We start from the raw sequence: 17,978 nt of genomic DNA on the forward strand, positions 1-17,978 counted from the left end.
TTCGGTAATCGGCTCTCATTTGCACGGGCTGTTCTAGAATATAGATCAATGAACCGAGCGAACCTTTCCCAACTGGCCGTGCTGGCAACCGTCGCCCAATGCGGCAGCTTCCGCGGCGCCGCTAGGGAGTTGGCCATCGCGCCGTCGGCAGTCAGCCACGCAGTGTCCAGCCTGGAAGCCCGGCTTGGTGTTCGCCTCCTGTCGCGCAGCACACGCAGTGTCGCGCCCACCGAAGAAGGCGCGCAATTGCTGGAACGGCTGCGGCCGGCGCTGTCCGAGATCGACCTGGCTCTGGAGACGGCGGTCGAGGCGCGCGACCGGCCCGCCGGCAATCTGCGGCTCAGCGTGCCGCGCACGGCAGCACATCTGGTGCTGACGCCACGGCTCGGCGCCTTTGCAGCGGCCTATCCCGACATCGTGCTTGAGATCGTCGTCGAGGACCGCTTCACCGACGTGGTGGAAGGTGGCTTCGATGCCGGCGTGCGACTGGGTGAGAGCCTGCAGCGCGACATGATCGCGGTGCGCATCGGGCCGGATATTCGCGGTGCGGTGGTCGGCGCGCCGGCCTATTTCGAAGCGATGCCCAGACCGCACCACCCGCGCGAGCTTGCCGGCCATCGCTGCATCCGCTTCCGCTTCTCCAGCGGCGTCCTCTACCGCTGGGAGTTCGAAAAGGGCAGCGAGGAGATCGAGATGGCGGTGGAAGGGCCACTGATCCTCGACGAGGACCATCTGATCGCGCAAGCCGCGGTCGACGGCGCCGGGCTGGCCTTCGTCTTCGAGCCCTATGTCCGCACGCCGCTCGCCGACGGCAGGTTGATCCGCGTGCTGGAGGACTGGTGCCCGTCCTTCGACGGGTTCTTCGTCTACTATCCGAGCCGCCGGCAGATGCGTCCGGCGCTGAGGGCTTTCGTGGATTTCTTCAAGGTGAGCGCATGAGGCGCGCCTTACCTTCCCTCTTGTGGGGAGGGTCGGCTCGCAGTCGGAGCGAAGCGGAGATTGCGAGCCGGGGTGGGGGTGCCCCACGAAGACCCCCACCCCGATCCGCGGAGCGGATCGACCCTCCCCACAAGGGGAGGGTGAAGAGCGCCCGGAAGAAACCTGCCCTGCCGTTCGTTCGCCTCCCATGCAGGCGTCAATCACCAACACCGCAACCCGCTACGGCTGGGCAACCATTCTTATTCACTGGCTGATCGGGATCATCTTCATCGGTCAGTTCGGGCTCGGCTTCGTCATGGTGCGGCTCACCAGCCAGCGCGCTGCCTTCGAGCTGATCCAACTGCACAAATCCCTGGGTTTCCTGCTGCTTGGCCTGATCATCCTGCGCATCGCATGGCGGCTGGGCAATTCGGCGCCGGCTTTGCCGTCCTCGGTCGGCACCCGTGAGCGGCGCGCCGGGCCGATGGCGCATCTGGCGCTCTATGCCTTCCAGATCGCCTTGCCCTTGTCGGGCTGGGCATTGGTGTCGGTCTCGACGCTGGAAATCCCAACCATGCCGTTCAATCTGTTCGTGATGCCCAACCTGCCGCTCGCCGAGTCCGACTTTGCCGAAAGCTTCTGGGCATCTGTGCATTGGTATCTCGCCTATGCCGGCATCGCGCTGGTCGCGCTGCATGTCGCTGCCGCGTTGCGCCATCACTTCCTGCTGCGCGACAGCGTGCTCACGCGCATGATCACGCCTTCGTCAGGCCGGGAATAGAACTGGCAGTTGGTTCGTTGGTGGGGCGAGGACGCGAACAGCGTTGCCTCCAAAAAGGATTACTCCCCATGTATGCACGCATCTTCGGATTTGCGGCGGTTGCCGCTTGTCTTGCCATGCCTGTTTCAGCGGCCATTTCGCTTGGTGACGCCGCCGGCAGCTATACGATCAATCCGGCAGCCTCCAGCATCCGTTTCACCATCGGCAAGGCCGGTGGCGGGGGCTTCGATGGCGCCTTCGGCCGCTTCAAGGGCACTATCCGCATCGACAATTCCGATGTCGGGCGCTCCAAGGTCGACTTTACCATCTATCCGGAAAGCGTCGGCACCGGCCAGGGCCGCATCGATGCCTTCCTGCGCTCCGACGCTGTGTTCGATGCGGCCAACAGCCCGGAGATCCAGTTCCGCTCGACCAGCGTGACCCGCACCGGCGACACATCGGCCCTTGTCACCGGCCGGCTGACGGCACGCGGCAAGACGTTCGCGGAAAAGTTCACCGCCGAGTTCGATGGGTCGAAGGGCGGCACGATCAAATTCCATGTCACCGGCAAGGTGCTGAGGTCGCGTTACGGCATGGATGTCGGCACGCCGCTCTATTCCAACATCGTCAACTTCGACATGTCGCTGACGGGTAAGCGGAGCTGACCCGGGGGTAAGCGGAGCTGACCCTGGGTAAGCGGGGCTGACCTTGGGGTAAGCGGTTAGTTGCCACGGCACATCGCATTGGCTTTTCCGGCGATTTCAGGCAAACCTCGTCGCCTGTAAAAATCGACATGGAGAAGCGTGATGTTCCGATGGGGTGTGTTGTCGACGGCCAAGATCGGCCGCGAGCAGTTGTTGCCGGCAATTGTCGAGGCGGAGAACGGCGTGCTGTCGGCGATCGCCAGCCGCGACCTGTCGAAGGCCAAGGCACTGGCCGAGCGCTTCGGTGCGCACCATGCCTTCGGCTCCTATGAGGAACTGCTTGCCTCCAAGGACATTGACGGCATCTACATCCCGCTGCCGACCTCGCAGCATGTCGAATGGACGGCGAAGGCCATCGAAGCCGGCAAGCATGTGCTGGTGGAAAAGCCTCTGGCACTCGACGCCAAGGACATCCCGCCGCTGATCAAGCTGCGCGACCAGAAGAAGGTGCTGGTCTGCGAGGCGTTCATGGTCATCTATCATCCGCAGTGGATCAAGGTGCGCGACCTCATCGCCAGCGGCGCCATCGGCCGGCTGCGCCACGTGCAGGGGGCGTTTTCCTATTACAATGTCGATCCCAACAACATGCGCAACCAGCTCGATCTCGGCGGTGGCGCGCTGCCCGACGTCGGTGTCTATCCGACCGTGTCGACGCGCTTTTCGACCGGCAAGGAGCCGTTGCGCGTGCAGGCGACGGTCGAGCGCGACAAGAAATTCGGCACCGATATATACTCCTCGATCCGCGCCGATTTCGGCGACTTCGAACTGTCCTTCTATTTGTCGACGCAAATGGCGGCGCGGCAGGTGATGGTGTTCCACGGCGAGAAGGGTTTCATCGAGGTTTTTTCTCCGTTCAACGCCGGCCTCTACGACCATCACCGCGTCGAACTGCACAACCAGAACCACACCGAGGCGCAGGTGTTCCGCTTTCCGGGCACGCAGCAATACCGGCTGGAGGTCGAGACCTTCGCGCGGGCGGCGCAAGGCGGCAAGGAGCGCGTCTTCACACTGGAGGAGTCCGTGCTCAACCAGAAGGTCATCGACGCCATCTTCCGCGCCGGCGGCAAAGACGGCTGGGAGGCTGTCTAGCTGCTTGCATTAAAATAGCCGGCTAACTCTCGGAGGGGCAATGGCTGACGATGCGGATGTGATCATTGTGGGCGCCGGCCTGGCTGGGCTGGTTGCGGCCGCCGAACTTGCCGAGGCCGGCAAGAAGATCATCATCGTCGACCAGGAGCCGGAGCAGTCGCTGGGCGGTCAGGCGTTCTGGTCGTTCGGCGGGCTTTTCCTCGTCGATTCACCCGAGCAGCGGCGCATGCGCATCCGCGATTCGCACGATCTGGCGCTCGAGGACTGGCTGGGCACCGCCGCTTTCGACCGGCCGGAAGATGACTGGCCACGCAAATGGGCGGAAGCCTATGTCGGCTTCGCCGCCGGCGAGAAGCGCTCCTGGCTGATGGAGCGCGGTCTGAAGTTCTTTCCGGTCGTCGGCTGGGCCGAGCGCGGCGGCGGCAATGCCATCGGTCACGGCAATTCCGTGCCGCGCTTCCACATCACCTGGGGTACCGGCCCGGGTGTGCTCGAACCTTTCGTCCTGCGCGTACGCGAGGCGCAAAAGCGCGGATCGATCAGCTTCAGATTTCGTCACCGCGTCAATGAACTGACGCGGACGGGCGCTGCCGTCACCGGTGTGCGCGGCGATATCCTTGAGCCGAGCACGGTCGAGCGCGGCCACAGGAGCTCGCGCGAAATATCAGGCGATTTCGAACTTCATGCACAAGCGGTGATCGTCGCTTCCGGCGGCATCGGCGCCAACCATCAGCTTGTCCGGGAAAATTGGCCCAAGCGGCTTGGCGCGGCGCCGAAGCGCATGATCACCGGCGTGCCCGACCATGTTGACGGCCGCATGCTGGCGATCACGGAACAGGCCGGCGGCTCGATCATCAATCGCGACCGCATGTGGCACTATGTCGAGGGCATCAAGAACTGGGCGCCGATCTGGACCGATCACGCCATCCGCATCCTGCCTGGCCCGTCGTCGCTGTGGCTCGATGCCCGTGGGAAACGCCTGCCGGTACCGCTCTATCCCGGTTTCGACACGCTGGGCACGCTCAGCCATATCATGAGCACCGGCTTCGACTATTCCTGGTTCATCCTGACCAGGAAAATCATCCAGAAGGAGTTCGCCCTGTCGGGCTCGGAGCAGAACCCGGACCTGACCGGCAAGAGCTGGCGCCAGGTTCTCGGACGCGCCACCTCGGGCATACCGGGACCGGTGAAAGCCTTCATGGAGAAGGGCGAGGACTTCATCGTCGAGGCCGATCTTTCGAAGCTGGTCGCCCGCATGAACGCGCTGGCCGGCGGCGAGCCATTGCTCGCAGTCGCTGAGGTCGAGCGCGAAATCCGCGCCCGCGACCGACAGCTGGACAACCCGTTCTCCAAGGACATGCAGATCACCGCGCTGCGCGGCGCGCGGGCCTATCTCGGCGACAAGTTGATCCGCACGGCCAAGCCGCACAAGATGCTCGACCCGGCGAACGGCCCGCTGATCGCGGTGCGTCTCAACATCCTGACCCGCAAGACGCTGGGCGGCCTGCAGACCGATCTCGACAGCCGCGTGCTGGGTGAGGATGGCCAGCCGGTCGCCGGGCTCTATGCCGTTGGCGAGGCCGCCGGTTTCGGCGGCGGCGGCGTGCATGGCTATGCCGCGCTGGAAGGCACCTTCCTCGGCGGCTGCATCTTCTCCGGCCGCGGCGCAGGCCGGGCAGCGGCCGCGGCTATACTGTAAACTTGGGTGGCCAGCCTGCGCTCACCAGAGCCAGGCGCCCTGGCCGAGGGCGGCCACCGCGTCGACGATCCGGGTGAAGCTGGCGCGGGCGCGGCTGACCGTGTGCCTGGCCCGGAGATAGCCATGCACCAGTCCCGGCTCCTCGAACCAATATGCCCGTCCGCCCGCCGCGACGATGCGGTCGCGGTAGGCCTCGCCGTCTGATGACAGCGGGTCGCACTGCGCGGTGATCAGCACCGTCGGCGGCAGGTTGGCGAAATCGGCGTCGGCGAGCGGCGACAGCGTTATGTCGCCGGTCCGGTCCACTCCGCCGGTGCGGATATGCTTGTAGAATTCTATATCGCGCGCCGTCAGCATCGGCGCCTCGGCATGCGTCACATAAGAGCCGCGCGAGCGGTCGCCACCGAGGCCGGGATAGATCAGCACCTGGCCAAACGGGCGTTTTGCTTGGCCGCGCGTGGCATGGCTGACGGCGGCGCAGAGATTGCCGCCAGCGCTGTCGCCGCTAAGCACTATGGGGCAATCGCGGGTAGACGCAGCCCATTCGAAGGCACTCATGGCATCGTCGAAGGCGGCCGGATGCAGGTGCTCCGGCGCCAGCCGGTAGTCGACCGAGACCACCTCATATCCGGTGCGGGCGCAGAGTTCGGCGCAGACATCGTCATGGCTGTCCAGCCCGCCAAGGATGAAGCCGCCGCCATGGACATAGAGCACCGTCGCCGCAGCTTGGCGCGCGCTTCGGTAAATGCGGATCGGAATCTCGTGCGTCGATGTCGCTATGGCCGAGGTTTCGACCAAAACGCCCTCGGGATAGCCGGCAAAGAATTCCCGGCACATGCGGTCATAGATCGCGCGCTGTTCGGCGATCGTATAATCGATCGTATCTGGCGGGTAATAGGAATTGGTGCGCTCGATGAAGGCCCAGGTCTCGGCGTCGACGAGGGTGCTGTAGTCGGTCATGGAAGAAGGCCAATCTGTGATGCAAGCGCCCGAGCGCCCCCCTCTGACCTGCCGGCCATCTCCCCCTCTAGGGGGGAGATTGGATGTCGCGAAAGCTTTCGCCAATCTTTTGCGTCGCAAGAAGAGCGCCGAGACCGAAACAGCCAATCTCCCCCCTTGAGGGGGAGATGTCCGGCAGGACAGAGGGGGGCGCCACGCGCCGTCATCTCCGCGGGCTCACTTCCCCTTCCACACAGGCTCGCGCTTCTCGGCGAAGGCGCGAAACCCCTCCATGTTGTCCTCGGAGCCATAGAGCGCATCGACGGTCGCCAACTGGCGGCGCGTGACCTTGTTCATGGCATCCTGGAAGGTCAGCGCCTCGGCCACGCGCGCTGTCTCCTTGATCGCGGCGAAGACCAGCGGCGGGCCGCCGGCGAGCAGCCTTGCGATCTCCCAGACGCGGTCCTCGAGCTTGTCCTTGGGCAGCACTTCGTTGACCAGGCCCCAGCGATGCGCCTCGGCGACGTCCATCCAGCGGCCGGTGAGCAGAAGGTCCATGGCGACATGGTAGGGAATGCGCTTCGGCAGCTTGATCGTCGCGGCGTCGGCAAGCGTACCGGCGCGGATTTCGGGCAGTGCGAAGGAGGAATGGTCGGAGGCGTAGATGAGGTCGCAGGACAGCGCCAGCTCGAAGCCGCCGCCGACCGCCATGCCGTTGACGCAAGCAATGACCGGCTTGTTGAGGTCGCGCAACTCCTGCAGGCCGGCAAAGCCGCCGACGCCATAATCCCCGTCGACCGCGTCGCCGCCAGCAGCCGCCTTCAGGTCCCAGCCGGCGCAGAAGAACTTGTCGCCGGCGGTCTTGACGATGGCGACGCGAAGCTCCGGATCGTCGCGGAACGCCTTGAAGGTCTCGCCCATCAGCCGTGACGTCTTCAGGTCGATGGCGTTGGCCTTGGGCCGGTCGAGCGTGATCTCGAGGATGGTGCCCTCGCGGCGGGTCGAAATGACGTCAGACATTCTTGTTCTCTCCCAGCACCAGCAGCGCGTCGGCGATCCAGGCAGCCTTGCCTTCCGCGCAGACGATCAGCGGGTTGATGTCCAGTTCCTCGATCTCGCCGGCATTCATCTGCACGAAGGCGGCGATGCCCGCGATGGCATCGATGGCGGCCTGGACATCGGCCTTCGGCCGGCCGCGATAGCCTTCGAGCAGCGGGAACAGCTTGAGGCCGCGCAGTGCGGCCTCAATGTCGTCGCGCGTTGCCGGCAGCATCAGCGTGACGCTGTCGCGCAGCAGTTCGACCAGCACGCCGCCGGTGCCAAGCGTCATCACCGCGCCGAACATCGGATCGCGGGTGAAGCCGACGATCAGTTCGGCGACGCCGTCGCGCACCATGCGCTCGACATAGAGCCCCGTGCCGAGCGGCAGCAGGTCATGCGCCGCCGAGCTGACCGATTCCGCGTCCTTGAGGTTCAGCCTGACAGCGCCGACCTCGGATTTATGGGTGACGCCCAGCGCCTTCAGGGCGACGGGAAAGCCGAGTGCCATCGACGAGATCACCGCCTCGACGGCATTGCCGGCGCGTTCGCCCTTCGGCACCGGCAAGCCGGCCATGATCAGCCGCGCCTTGGCTTGCGCCTCGTCAGGCGTGACGTGCTCGCCACCAGCGGCACCCGAGGCGGAGGTGTCGACCGGCTGCGCCTGCGGCTCGCGCCAGGCCCAGCCGATGAAGGCGGCGGCCTGGGCGGCGTCGATCGCCTCGGAAATGCCGAACAGCGGCACCATCCCCCGCGCCATGAGCTCGGCGGTGTATTCCTCGGGCAGATTCTCCGGCAGCGAGGAGACGATCGCGCCATGCGCCTTGTTGGTCTTCAGCGCCGATTCAAAGGCGCGCAGTGTCGCCCACCAGTCGGTGACCGAGCAACGATCCGGGCGCGGAAAGTCGAGCACCAGCATGTTGAGGTCGAAGCCGCCCGACACCATAGCGGTGAAGGTGGCCGTCATCGCCGGCTCGTTGTTCCAGATGAAGGTGTGGTAGTCGAGCGGGTTGGCGACCGCGACCAGCGGCCCGAGCGTCGATTTGACATGGGCGCGATGTTTTTCCGTCAGAACCGGGAAGTTGACCCAGCGGCCTTCGGCGCTGTCGGCCATGACAGAGGCCTCGCCGCCCGAACAGCTCATCGACGACAGCCTGTAGCCGGGGAGCGGGCCGGTGATGTGCAACAGCTTCAGGGCTTCGATGAAGGCTGGAATGGAATCGACGCGAGCAATGCCGAGCCGCCTGAGGAAGGCGCCCGAGGCCGCGTCCGAGCCGGCGAGCGACGCGGTGTGCGAGACTGTCGCTTGCCGCGCCTGCTCGGAACGGCCGACCTTCATGGCGATGATCGGCTTTTTCAGCTCGCGGGCACGCGCGGCCAGCCTTTCAAAGCCGGCTACCGAATCGAAGGCCTCGATGTGCAGGCCGAGCGATGTCACCCGCTCGTCCTCGATCAGGCCCAGCGCCATTTCGGAGAGGCCGGTCTGCGCCTGGTTGCCGGCGGTCATCAGGAAGGCGATCGGCAGGCCGCGCTTCTGCATCGTCATGTTGATGGCGATGTTGGAGGACTGGGTGATGATGGCGACGCCTTTGCCGCCTTGTTCCAGCCGGATGCCGCCATGCTGGTCGGGCCACAGCAGCGCGCCGTCGGCATAATTGATCAGGCCGTAGCAGTTGGGCCCGATGATCGGCATCTCGCCCGCCGCCGCCACCAGCTCGGCCTGCAGCCGCTCGCCATCATCGTCATAGGCCTCGGTTTCGAGGAAGCCGGCGGCAAAGCAGACGGCGCCGCCGGCACCCCGCTCGGCCAGCGCCTTGACGACCTCGATGGTCAAATGCCGGTTGACGCCGACAAAGGCGGCATCCGGCGCGCCGGGCAGGTCCGCCACGGACCGGTAGGCCTTGCGTCCGGCAACCTCGTCCTTGGTCGGGTGCACCGGCCAGATTTCGCCGGCAAAGCCCATCTTGATCGATTGCGCGACCACGGCGGCGGCCTGCACGCCACCGAACACGGCGATCGATTTCGGGCGCAGGAGACGCTCAAGCTTATGCATATGTCATGCCCCGAACGGGCGCAGCAGCGCCCGCGAAATGATGTGGCGCTGGATTTCCGACGTGCCTTCCCAGATGCGTTCGACGCGAGCGTCGCGCCAGATGCGCTCCAGCGGCAGGTCGTCCATCAGCCCCATGCCACCATGGATCTGGATCGCCTCGTCGGCGACGAAAGCGAGCATTTCGGTGGCCTTCAGCTTGGCCATGGCCATGTCCTGGTCGGTGACTGTGCCCTGATCGTACTTCCAGCCGGCTTCGAACACCATCAGGTCGGCGGCCTTGAGCTCCGTCGCCATGTCGGCGAGCTTGAACGACACGCCCTGGAACTTGCCGATCTGCTGGCCGAACTGCTGGCGCTGCGCGGAATATTCGATAGCGTGGCCGAGCGCCCGCTCGGCGCGGCCGAGACAGGTGGCGCCGACCTGCAGGCGCGTGGCGCCGAGCCAGGAATTGGCGACGTCAAAGCCCTTGTGCACCTCGCCGAGAACCTGGCTTGCCGGCAAACGGCAATCGTCGAATTCAAGAATGGCGTTGGTGTAGCCGCGATGCGAGACGTTGCGGTAGCCGTCGCGCACCGTGAAACCCTTGGTGCCCTTGTCGACGAAGAAGGCGGTGATCTTCTTGCGCTTGCCGCGCGCCGTTTCTTCCTCTCCCGAGGCCATGAAACAAATGGCGAAATCGGCAAGATCGGCGTGGGAGATAAAATGCTTGGTGCCGTTCAGCACCCAGTCGTCGCCGTCCTGCACGGCGGTCGCCTTCATGCCGCGCAGGTCCGAGCCGGCGCCCGGCTCGGTCATCGCCAGGCAGTCCCATTTCTCGCCACGGATGCAAGGGAACAGGTATTTCTCGCGCTGCTCCGGCGTGCCGGCGAGCAGGATGTTGGAGGGGCGCGCCACGCAGGTCCAATGCAGCGCGTAGTTGGCGCGGCCGAGTTCCTTTTCGTAGAGCAGCCAGGTCACCGTATCGAGGCCCGCGCCGCCGACATCGGCGGGCATGTTGGCGGCATAGAGACCGGCTTCGATCGCCTTGGCCTTGATCTCCTCGATCAGTTCGCGGCGCAGCACGCCGGTGCGTTCGACCTCGCGCTCATGCGGGTAAAGCTCATGCTCGACGAAGGCGCGCGTCGTCTCGACAATGAGCTTCTGTTCCTCCGACAGACCGAAATCCATGGTCTTCAGCCTTTCTTCTTTTTCTTCGGCTTTTCGGCTTTCTTCACCGGCTTGCCGGCCTTGGCCTTCTCGGCCGCCTTGGAGGCCGCCGGCTTCTTCGCCGCCAGTTTGGCCAACTGCCGGGTATAATCCTTGTGCAGGGCGCCGGCGCCCCAGCCCTTGCCCTTGTTCTGCTTCGACAGCGCATCCATGATCGCGACCAGATTGTCGTCGCGGATCTTTTCCAGCTCGCGGATCGACAGGCCGTGGGCCTGGTCGTCCGACTGGGTGGCGATCAGGTCGACCAGTTCGTCGTTGAACTCGGGCACGTCCATCAGCTTGGTCCACGGCCATTTCAGGCACGGCCCGAACTGCGCCATGAAGTGACGCATGCCGGCCTCGCCGCCGGCGACGCGATAGACCTGGAACATACCCATCTGCGCCCAGCGCAGGCCGAAGCCATAGCGCATGATGTCGTCCAGCTCCTCGACGGTGCAGATGCCGTCCTTGATCAGCCACAGCGCCTCGCGCCATGCCGCTTCGAGCAGGCGGTCGCCGACGAAGGCCTCTATCTCCTTGCGGATGACGACAGGCTTCATGCCGATCGAGGCATAGATCTCCCTGGCGACCTCGATCGCCTCGGGAAAGGTCTGCTCGCCGCCGACGATCTCGACCAGCGGCAGCAGATAGACCGGGTTGAACGGATGGCCGACGACCAGCCGCTCCGGATGCTTCTTCATCGCCACCTGCATGTCGGTCGGCTTGATGCCGGAGGTGGAAGAGCCGACGATGGCGTTGGCCGGTGCGTGGGTGTCGATCTCGGCCAGCACGCGGTGCTTGAGGTCGAGCCGTTCCGGCACGCTCTCCTGGATGAAATCGGCATCGGCGACCGCTTCGGCGATGGTCTTGGCGAAAGTCAGCTTGCCCTCCTTGGGCAGGCCGCCGGGAACCATCTGCTTGTAGGCGCGCCGCGCGCCTTTCATCACTTCCGAAACCTTGCGCGAGGCCTCGGGATCGGGATCGAAGATCGACACGTCGATGCCGTTCAAGAGCAGGCGCGCCACCCAGCCGGCGCCGATGACACCGCCGCCGATGGCGGCTGCCTTGTTGACGATGCTCATGCGGATGCTCCGGTTCTTGTCTTGGCTGTTGTGGGATCGACGAGGGGCACGCGCTCGCCGGCGCGAATGACCGAGGGGTCGTAGGCCCTGCGGGCAAAGACCTCGAGCACGAAGGGCCGGAAAAACTCGATCGGCAGCGTGTCGTAGCCGGGGTCGAAGCTCGACTGGTCCCAGCGTTCGCAAAACTGGTCGCAATCGTCGAAATAGGCGTGGCCAGCGAAGCGGTCGCGGGCATGGCGATTGCCGCCCAGATGATGGGCGTAATAGAGGCGCTGGAAATCGCCGTGCTTTTCCACCACCCAGGTGCATTGCTCGCGCACGAAGGGCTTCAGGATCGAAGCGGCGTATTCATCGTGATTATAGGGCGCGTAGATGTCGCCGATGTCGTGCAGCACCGCGCAGGCGATCCAGTCGGTGTCGGCGCCGTCGCGCCAGGCGCGCGTCGCCGCCTGCAGCGAATGGCCGAGCCGCGTGATCTTGTAGCCGGACAGGCCCTCGTCGAGTTGCACCAGCGCGTCGAGCAAACGCTCGCCGGTCTTGGCTGCGTAGTCGATTTCATGCGCGGTCAGGAACTCGTAGTCGTCCCTGTCGCCATCCTTCATCGCGGTGAATTTGACGGTTGTCATCGTCGACCCCCTCAAATCACGCGGCGATCGGCGCCCGCTTGGTCAGGTTCAGCTTCTTGCGCACTTCTTCCGGTCCGATGATCCTGGCGCCGAGATTGGTGACAATGCTGGCGGCGCGCTCGACTAGCTGCGCGTTGGTCGCAAGAACCCCTTTGTCGAGCCAGAGATTGTCTTCCAGCCCGACGCGGACATTGCCGCCGGCCAGCACCGCCGCGGCGGCATAGGCCATCTGGTTGCGGCCGATGGCGAAGGCCGACCAGTTCCAGGTCGACGGCACATTGTTGACCATGGCCATGAAGGTGTTGAGGTCGTCAGGCGCGCCCCACGGCACGCCCATGCAGAGCTGCACCAGCGCATCGGGATTGAGCACCTTCTCCTCGACCAGTTGCTTGGCGAACCAGAGATGGCCGGTGTCGAAGGCCTCGATCTCCGGCTTGACGCCGAGCGCCGTCATCATGCCGCCCATGGCGCGCAGCATTCCGGGCGTGTTGGTCATGACGTAGTCTGCCTCGGCGAAGTTCATGGTGCCGCAATCCAGCGTGCAGATCTCCGGCAGGCACTGGCGCACATGCTCCATGCGGTTGGTGGCGCCGCCCATGTCGGTGCCCTTTTCGTTGAGCGGCAGCGGGGCTTCGGGCGAGCCGAAGACCATGTCGCCACCCATGCCGGCTGTGAGATTGAGCACGACATCGACATTGGCTTCGCGGATGCGCTCGGTGACTTCGCGGTAGAGACGCACGTCGCGCCTAGGCTTGCCGGTTTCGGGGTCGCGGACATGGCAGTGGACGATCGCGGCACCGGCCTTGGCCGCATCGATGGCCGAATCGGCGATCTGCTTGGGCGAGCGCGGCACATGGGGAGAGCGGTCCTGCGACCCGCCGGATCCGGTCACGGCACAGGTAATGAAGACCTCACGGTTCATCGCGAGCGGCATGGAACTCTCCTCCCATAGAAACAGATTTCAACAATGACTGACTTGCCGGAAACTGTTTTGCGTTTTACGAAGCTTCCATGATCAAAAGCGAAAAACCGACTATCTTTCGCGCCGAGCGCTCGCCGCTCAAGGTGACGCTGCTGGTGTTTTCCGGCTCGTCGATCATGTGCGTGGCCTCGGCCGTCGACCCGCTGCGCGCCGCCAACCGCATCTCCGGCGAGACCCTGTTCGATTTCAAGCTGGTCTCGGTGACTGGCGAGGCGCCGGTCACCACATGCGGGCTGCCGGTGGCGGTCAGCGGGCGCTTCGACGCGGCCGAGCCAACCGACGTTCTCGTCGTCGTCGCCGGTTTCGGCACCCAGAATTATGCCACGACAGCGCTGCTGTCAGGGCTGCGGCGAGCGGCTCGCGCGGCCCGCGCATGCGGCGGCGTCGAGGCCGGCACCTGGCTAGTGGCCCGCGCCGGCCTGCTGGAGGGGCGCAGCGCCACCACCCACTGGGAAGACATGGAGGATTTCTCGTCGGCCTTTCCCGGCATCGATGTCCGCCCGGACCGCTATGTCATCGACGGGCCGGTGTTCACCTCGGGCGGCGCCTCGCCGACCTTCGACCTGATGCTGCATTTGATTCGCACGCGGCTCGGCATGGCGGTAGCGCTCGATGTCGCCAGCGTCTTCATCTACGACCAGGCCCGTGCCGCGACCGACGCACAGCCATTGGTCTCGCTCGGCCGGCTCGACGGCTACGATCCGCGCCTGGCGCAGGCCATTCGGCTGATGGAATCACATGTCGACCAGCCGCTAACCATAGAGGCCATAGCCAAGCGTGCCGGGGTGACGGCGCGCACCTTGGAAAGCATTTTTCGGAGATCGATCGGGGAGACCCCGGGCGCCTACTATCTCAGGCTGCGGCTGGGCGCGGCGCGCCGGCTGGTGGTCGACACGCGGGTGGCCATGGCGGATATTGCCGGGCGGACAGGGTTCTCGTCCGCCGCGGCATTTTCCAGAGCGTTTTCAAGAGCTTTCGGCGAAGCACCGGTCAGGCTGCGCCGAGGATAGTTTTAGTTAGGGGAGATTATGCGGCGTTCTGACGATCGCCGCCAGCGTCGATCTGCGAGCGCATCTGTCTCGCCAGCCGGACTTCAAAACGGTTGCTGATGGCGCGATCCCATTGGTTTTTCATGTCGTCGGTCGGCCTCGGCAACGCCATCAGCCGGTCGATGATCGATCCGGTCTCGCCGGATGCCAGTAGGGCGTCGATTTCGCGTTCGTGCTGCATATCGGTTCGCCTCCTTCCTTTTCACCCGCCACAGGTCCCTCTTATACGAGATACGTGACGGCTGTTTGAAGGCAAGAGCGAGGCCATTGAGGGGCGTCTGGGGGCAAAAGCTTGTCGCCGGACGGGCGCTTTGGCGCAGGCTGTTCCAGGGCGGCGGGAGTGTTATCCAGCCGCCCTCGAGCAATACGAATCGGCCTTCCGACCTCAGACGTAGCGGTTGACGATGTTCTCCAGCAGTTCCTGGCGGCCGGAGCGCGGCTGCGGCTCGATCTTCTTCTTCACCACGCGCTCGGCGATCTCCTCCAGCGTGCGCTTGCCCGACAGCATTGCCTTGGCCTCGGCGCTGTTCCAGCCGGCATAGCGCTCGGCAAGGGGCGCGGACAGTGCCTTATCCTCGACCATGCGGGCGGCGGCCTTCAGGCCGCGTGCGCAGGCGTCCATGCCGCCGATATGGCCGATCAGCAGATCCTGCGGATCGAGCGACTGGCGGCGCAGCTTGGCGTCGAAGTTGGTGCCGCCGGTCTTGAAGCCGCCAGCCTGCAGGACCTGATAATAAGCCAGCGCCATTTCCGGCACGTTGTTGGGGAACTGGTCGGTGTCCCAGCCCGACTGGTAGTCGTTGCGGTTCATGTCGATCGAGCCGAAGACGCCGAGCGCATTGGCCAGCGCCAGCTCGTGCTCGAAGGAATGGCCGGCCAAGATGGCATGGCCCTGCTCGATGTTGAGTTTTACTTCCTTCTCCAGGCCGAAGCGCTTGAGGAAGCCGTAAACGGTGGCGACGTCGTAATCGTACTGGTGCTTGGTCGGCTCCTGCGGCTTCGGCTCGATCAGGATGGTGCCCTTGAAGCCGATCTTGTGCTTGTAGTCGACGACGAGGCTGAGGAAACGGCCGGCCTGTTCCTGCTCGCGGCCAAGATCGGTGTTGAGCAGCGTCTCATAGCCTTCGCGGCCGCCCCACAGCACGTAGTTCTCGCCCTTCAGCCGCTTGGTGACGTCGATGCAGCTCTTCACCGTCGCCGCCGCATAGGCAAAGACATCCGGATCGGGATTGGTGGCGGCGCCCGACATGAAGCGGCGGTTGGAGAACAGGTTCGCCGTGCCCCACAAGAGCTTGACGCCGGTCTGCTTCATCTTGCCCGCGAAATAATCGGCGATTTCGTCCAGGCGGGCGGCGCTCTCGGAGAAATCCTTGCCCTCGGGCCGCACATCGGCGTCGTGGAAGCAGAAATAGGGGGCGCCGAGCAGCGAGAACATCTCGAAGGCGACATCCGCCTTCAGCTTGGCCAACTCCATCGTGTCGACGCCGCCGGCCTTGGGAAACCACGGGCGGTCGAAGGTCTGGCCGCCGAACGGATCGCCGCCCGGCCAGGCGAAGGAATGCCAGTAAGCGACGGCGAAGCGCAAATGGTCTTCCAGCCGCTTGCCCGCCACCACCTCATCGGGGTTGTAGAACCGGTAGGCCAGCGGATTGGTCGAATCCGGTCCCTCGTATTTGATCTTCTGGATGTCGCCGAAAAATCCGCTGCTCATGATTTCTGTCCTCTCTCGAATAGGGCTCGGGTAATTCGCCTTGATTACCTCAGGCGTAATTGGTTTCGGGTCCGCGGTGGTCGAAAACGCTCATGTCAAAGCCGTCAAGCAAAGGAGACTGACCATGACCGACCTCAACACAATCGCCGAGGGCTACATCACCGCCTGGAACGAAAGCGATGCCAGCCGCCGCGCCGAACTGCTGAAGGCCACCTTCACCGAAGACGTCAGCTATCGCGATCCGATCATGCAGGGCGACGGACACGAAGGCGTCGCGATCCTGATCGACGGCGTGCAGCAGCGCTTTGCCGGCTTCCGTTTCTCGCTGAAGGGCACGCCGGACGGGTTTGCCGACAAGATCCGCTTCTCCTGGAACCTCGGCCCGGAGGGCACGCCGTCCGTTATCGAAGGCACGGATATCGGCATCATCGAGAACGGTCGCCTGAAGAGCGTCACCGGCTTCCTCGACAAGGTGCCGACGCAGTGAGGGTTTCTGGGTAAGGCAGGTGCGAGGCGCCCCCCTCTGCCCTGCCGGGCATCTCCCCCTCAGGGGGGGAGATTGGCTGTCTTTCCCGCCTTCGCTAATTATCAACCTTGCAAGACGAGCAAAGCCGTCAACGCTGCCGATCTCCCCCCTAGAGGGGGAGATGCCCGGCAGGGCAGAGGGGGGCGCCTCGCACTGACTCACGCGGTCACGCCCCTAATCGCCGGATACAGCGCCCGGTAGCGCTGATAGGCATCGGCATACGCTCCACCAAGCGCCGCATCCGGTTCGATCGTGGCGTCCGTGTTCGGCGCCGTGCACACCGCCAGCGGATCCGCGCCGGTCGCCGCGATCAGGCCGAGCCTGGCGGCGCCGAAGGCGGCGCCGAAATCGCCGTCGGCTGGAATATCCACCGGCAGCTGCAGCGCGGTGGCGATCGCCTTCAGCCAGTAACGCGAGCGCGAGCCGCCGCCGATCGCGGTCACGCGCGTCAGCACGGTGCCGGCGGTCTTCAACGCTTCGAGGCTGTCGCGGAAGGCAAAGGCGACGCCTTCGAGCACCGCCTGGGTCAGCACCACACGGCTCGATTCATGCGCCAGCCCGGTGAAGGAGCCGCGAATGGCGGAATCATTATGCGGTGTGCGCTCGCCCGAAAGGTAGGGCAGGAAGGACACGCCGCTCGGTGCCTTCAACGCATCGCCGAGTTCCGTTGTCAGCTCGCCCGCGCCCTTGCCCGTGATCTCCGACAGCCAGTTGAGCGAATCGGTCGCCGACAGGATGACCCCCATCTGGTGCCAGGTGTTGGGCAGCGCATGGCAGAAGGTGTGGACCGCGCTTGCCGGGTTGGGCAGATAGGCCGCGTTGGCGGCAAACAGCACACCCGACGTGCCCAGCGAAACAAAGGCATGGCCGGCACCGACCGTGCCCATGCCGCAGGCCGAAGCCGCATTGTCGCCGGCGCCGCCGGCAATCGGGATGCCGGCCTCGACGCCCCATTTCGACGCTAATTCGGCGCGCAATCCGCCGGCCTTCTCGGTGCCCTCGACAAGGGCCGGCATCTGTTTCTCGTCGAGCGAGGTGGCGGCGAGCAGGTCCGCTGACCAGCGGCGCTTGCCGACATCGAGCCAGGCCATGCCGGCCGCGTCGGACATTTCCGAAATGTGTTCGCCGGTCAGCCAAAGCCGCAGGAAATCCTTCGGCAGCAGCACCTTGGCCACTTTGGCGAAGACCGCGGGCTCGTTGTTCTTCACCCAGGCGAGCTTGGGCGCGGTGAAGCCAGGAAAGACGATGTTGCCGGTGAGTGCGCGGAAACGCGGATCGGCGTCCAGCGCTGCCGCCTCGACATGACTGCGCGTGTCGTTCCACAGGATACAGGGCCGCAGCACATGATCGGCCGCATCGAGCAAGGTCGCGCCATGCATCTGGCCCGACAGGCCGATGCCTTTCACCGCCGCGAACTGCCGGGGATGCGAAGCTTTCAGTTCGGCAATCGCCTCTTCGCAAGCGCGTATCCAGTGCGAAGGATCCTGTTCGGACCAGCCGGGATGCGGCCGCGAGACGTCAAGCGAACCATGGCCGGAGCCGATGACGGATTGTCCGGCATCGATCAGCAGCGCCTTGACGCCCGACGTGCCCAGGTCGAGGCCGAGATACATGTTA

At 64.8% G+C, this 17,978-nt stretch carries 17 protein-coding genes; 7 read left to right on the top strand and 10 right to left on the bottom strand.

Translation table 11 applies throughout. The features are described from left to right. The first annotated feature begins 48 nt into the window (after positions 1-48). The 5 genes from AC0NIH_RS02045 (at position 49) to AC0NIH_RS02065 (ending at position 5,170) form a co-directional block, all read left to right on the top strand. Positions 49-939 (top strand): LysR family transcriptional regulator, encoded by an 891-nt coding sequence (locus AC0NIH_RS02045; RefSeq protein ID WP_473467013.1) that lies wholly within the window; start codon positions 49-51, stop codon positions 937-939. Between the two features lie 187 nt (positions 940-1,126). Beyond that, the gene (locus tag AC0NIH_RS02050; RefSeq protein WP_473467010.1) at positions 1,127-1,699 is read left to right on the top strand and encodes a cytochrome b; all 573 of its coding nucleotides are present in this window, start codon (positions 1,127-1,129) and stop codon (positions 1,697-1,699) included. Between the two features lie 68 nt (positions 1,700-1,767). Beyond that, on the top strand, positions 1,768-2,343 hold the full coding sequence (locus AC0NIH_RS02055) for a YceI family protein (RefSeq protein ID WP_473467008.1): 576 nt from the start codon (positions 1,768-1,770) through the stop codon (positions 2,341-2,343). Between the two features lie 141 nt (positions 2,344-2,484). Next, positions 2,485-3,471 carry a Gfo/Idh/MocA family protein gene (locus AC0NIH_RS02060; RefSeq protein WP_473467007.1) on the top strand — a complete coding sequence of 329 codons (987 nt, stop codon included), beginning with the start codon at positions 2,485-2,487 and terminating at the stop codon, positions 3,469-3,471. A gap of 40 nt (positions 3,472-3,511) precedes the next feature. Next, positions 3,512-5,170 carry an FAD-binding dehydrogenase gene (locus AC0NIH_RS02065; RefSeq protein WP_473467005.1) on the top strand — a complete coding sequence of 553 codons (1,659 nt, stop codon included), beginning with the start codon at positions 3,512-3,514 and terminating at the stop codon, positions 5,168-5,170. Between the two features lie 21 nt (positions 5,171-5,191). Here AC0NIH_RS02065 and AC0NIH_RS02070 read toward each other — a convergent pair whose 3' ends face one another. The 7 genes from AC0NIH_RS02070 to bcoG all read right to left on the bottom strand — a co-directional run bounded on the left by AC0NIH_RS02070 (position 5,192) and on the right by bcoG (position 13,027). Next, positions 5,192-6,130 (bottom strand): alpha/beta hydrolase, encoded by a 939-nt coding sequence (locus AC0NIH_RS02070; protein ID WP_473467003.1) that lies wholly within the window; start codon positions 6,128-6,130, stop codon positions 5,192-5,194. A 216-nt stretch (positions 6,131-6,346) separates the two neighbouring features. Beyond that, complete coding sequence (locus AC0NIH_RS02075; RefSeq protein WP_473467001.1) at positions 6,347-7,129, bottom strand: carnitinyl-CoA dehydratase; 783 nt, start codon at positions 7,127-7,129, stop codon at positions 6,347-6,349. Then, complete coding sequence (locus tag AC0NIH_RS02080; RefSeq protein ID WP_473466999.1) at positions 7,122-9,200, bottom strand: acetate--CoA ligase family protein; 2,079 nt, start codon at positions 9,198-9,200, stop codon at positions 7,122-7,124. Before AC0NIH_RS02080 ends, AC0NIH_RS02075 begins: the two co-directional genes overlap by 8 nt. A 3-nt stretch (positions 9,201-9,203) precedes the next feature. Continuing rightward, positions 9,204-10,367 carry an acyl-CoA dehydrogenase family protein gene (locus AC0NIH_RS02085; RefSeq protein ID WP_473466998.1) on the bottom strand — a complete coding sequence of 388 codons (1,164 nt, stop codon included), beginning with the start codon at positions 10,365-10,367 and terminating at the stop codon, positions 9,204-9,206. A 5-nt stretch (positions 10,368-10,372) separates the two neighbouring features. Beyond that, positions 10,373-11,467: a carnitine 3-dehydrogenase gene (locus AC0NIH_RS02090; protein ID WP_023775988.1), complete on the bottom strand. Its 1,095-nt coding sequence runs from the start codon at positions 11,465-11,467 to the stop codon at positions 10,373-10,375. Beyond that, positions 11,464-12,093: an HD domain-containing protein gene (locus AC0NIH_RS02095; RefSeq protein ID WP_473466996.1), complete on the bottom strand. Its 630-nt coding sequence runs from the start codon at positions 12,091-12,093 to the stop codon at positions 11,464-11,466. The genes AC0NIH_RS02090 and AC0NIH_RS02095 overlap by 4 nt, the downstream gene beginning before the upstream one ends. Positions 12,094-12,109: 16 nt before the next feature. After that, positions 12,110-13,027, bottom strand: coding sequence for a 3-dehydrocarnitine:acetyl-CoA trimethylamine transferase BcoG (gene bcoG / locus AC0NIH_RS02100; RefSeq protein WP_023765643.1), 918 nt, complete (start codon positions 13,025-13,027; stop codon positions 12,110-12,112). A 77-nt stretch (positions 13,028-13,104) separates the two neighbouring features. On the opposite strand from bcoG, the gene AC0NIH_RS02105 reads away from it, so the two are divergent. Further along, positions 13,105-14,085 (top strand): GlxA family transcriptional regulator, encoded by a 981-nt coding sequence (locus AC0NIH_RS02105; RefSeq protein WP_473466994.1) that lies wholly within the window; start codon positions 13,105-13,107, stop codon positions 14,083-14,085. A 16-nt stretch (positions 14,086-14,101) separates the two neighbouring features. Here AC0NIH_RS02105 and AC0NIH_RS02110 read toward each other — a convergent pair whose 3' ends face one another. Together AC0NIH_RS02110 and xylA are read right to left on the bottom strand one after the other, a co-directional pair. Next, positions 14,102-14,305, bottom strand: a complete 204-nt coding sequence (locus tag AC0NIH_RS02110; RefSeq protein WP_473466993.1) for a hypothetical protein — start codon at positions 14,303-14,305, stop codon at positions 14,102-14,104. Between the two features lie 204 nt (positions 14,306-14,509). Next, entirely contained in the window at positions 14,510-15,835 is a 1,326-nt protein-coding gene (gene xylA / locus AC0NIH_RS02115) for a xylose isomerase (RefSeq protein WP_023765645.1), read from the bottom strand. A 124-nt stretch (positions 15,836-15,959) separates the two neighbouring features. Between xylA and AC0NIH_RS02120 the strand changes: the two genes are divergently transcribed. Beyond that, the gene (locus AC0NIH_RS02120; RefSeq protein ID WP_023765646.1) at positions 15,960-16,322 is read left to right on the top strand and encodes a nuclear transport factor 2 family protein; all 363 of its coding nucleotides are present in this window, start codon (positions 15,960-15,962) and stop codon (positions 16,320-16,322) included. Between the two features lie 197 nt (positions 16,323-16,519). Here AC0NIH_RS02120 and xylB read toward each other — a convergent pair whose 3' ends face one another. Next, positions 16,520-17,974 carry a xylulokinase gene (gene xylB, locus AC0NIH_RS02125; protein WP_473467080.1) on the bottom strand — a complete coding sequence of 485 codons (1,455 nt, stop codon included), beginning with the start codon at positions 17,972-17,974 and terminating at the stop codon, positions 16,520-16,522. Between the last annotated feature and the right edge of the window lie 4 nt (positions 17,975-17,978).

This window comes from Mesorhizobium sp. WSM1386, assembly GCF_055901595.1.

Excerpts from the sequence above, each read along its gene's own strand:
- AC0NIH_RS02050 (WP_473467010.1), top strand. The coding sequence starts at position 1,127 with ATGCAGGCGTCAATCACCAACACCGCAACCCGCTACGGCTGGGCAACC.
- AC0NIH_RS02075 (WP_473467001.1), bottom strand. The coding sequence starts at position 7,129 with ATGTCTGACGTCATTTCGACCCGCCGCGAGGGCACCATCCTCGAGATC.
- AC0NIH_RS02090 (WP_023775988.1), bottom strand. The coding sequence starts at position 11,467 with ATGAGCATCGTCAACAAGGCAGCCGCCATCGGCGGCGGTGTCATCGGC.
- AC0NIH_RS02065 (WP_473467005.1), top strand. The coding sequence starts at position 3,512 with ATGGCTGACGATGCGGATGTGATCATTGTGGGCGCCGGCCTGGCTGGG.
- AC0NIH_RS02085 (WP_473466998.1), bottom strand. The coding sequence starts at position 10,367 with ATGGATTTCGGTCTGTCGGAGGAACAGAAGCTCATTGTCGAGACGACG.
- xylA (WP_023765645.1), bottom strand. The coding sequence starts at position 15,835 with ATGAGCAGCGGATTTTTCGGCGACATCCAGAAGATCAAATACGAGGGA.
- AC0NIH_RS02045 (WP_473467013.1), top strand. The coding sequence starts at position 49 with ATGAACCGAGCGAACCTTTCCCAACTGGCCGTGCTGGCAACCGTCGCC.
- AC0NIH_RS02110 (WP_473466993.1), bottom strand. The coding sequence starts at position 14,305 with ATGCAGCACGAACGCGAAATCGACGCCCTACTGGCATCCGGCGAGACC.
- AC0NIH_RS02120 (WP_023765646.1), top strand. The coding sequence starts at position 15,960 with ATGACCGACCTCAACACAATCGCCGAGGGCTACATCACCGCCTGGAAC.
- AC0NIH_RS02095 (WP_473466996.1), bottom strand. The coding sequence starts at position 12,093 with ATGACAACCGTCAAATTCACCGCGATGAAGGATGGCGACAGGGACGAC.
- AC0NIH_RS02080 (WP_473466999.1), bottom strand. The coding sequence starts at position 9,200 with ATGCATAAGCTTGAGCGTCTCCTGCGCCCGAAATCGATCGCCGTGTTC.
- AC0NIH_RS02060 (WP_473467007.1), top strand. The coding sequence starts at position 2,485 with ATGTTCCGATGGGGTGTGTTGTCGACGGCCAAGATCGGCCGCGAGCAG.
- bcoG (WP_023765643.1), bottom strand. The coding sequence starts at position 13,027 with ATGCCGCTCGCGATGAACCGTGAGGTCTTCATTACCTGTGCCGTGACC.
- AC0NIH_RS02070 (WP_473467003.1), bottom strand. The coding sequence starts at position 6,130 with ATGACCGACTACAGCACCCTCGTCGACGCCGAGACCTGGGCCTTCATC.
- xylB (WP_473467080.1), bottom strand. The coding sequence starts at position 17,974 with ATGTATCTCGGCCTCGACCTGGGCACGTCGGGCGTCAAGGCGCTGCTG.
- AC0NIH_RS02105 (WP_473466994.1), top strand. The coding sequence starts at position 13,105 with ATGATCAAAAGCGAAAAACCGACTATCTTTCGCGCCGAGCGCTCGCCG.
- AC0NIH_RS02055 (WP_473467008.1), top strand. The coding sequence starts at position 1,768 with ATGTATGCACGCATCTTCGGATTTGCGGCGGTTGCCGCTTGTCTTGCC.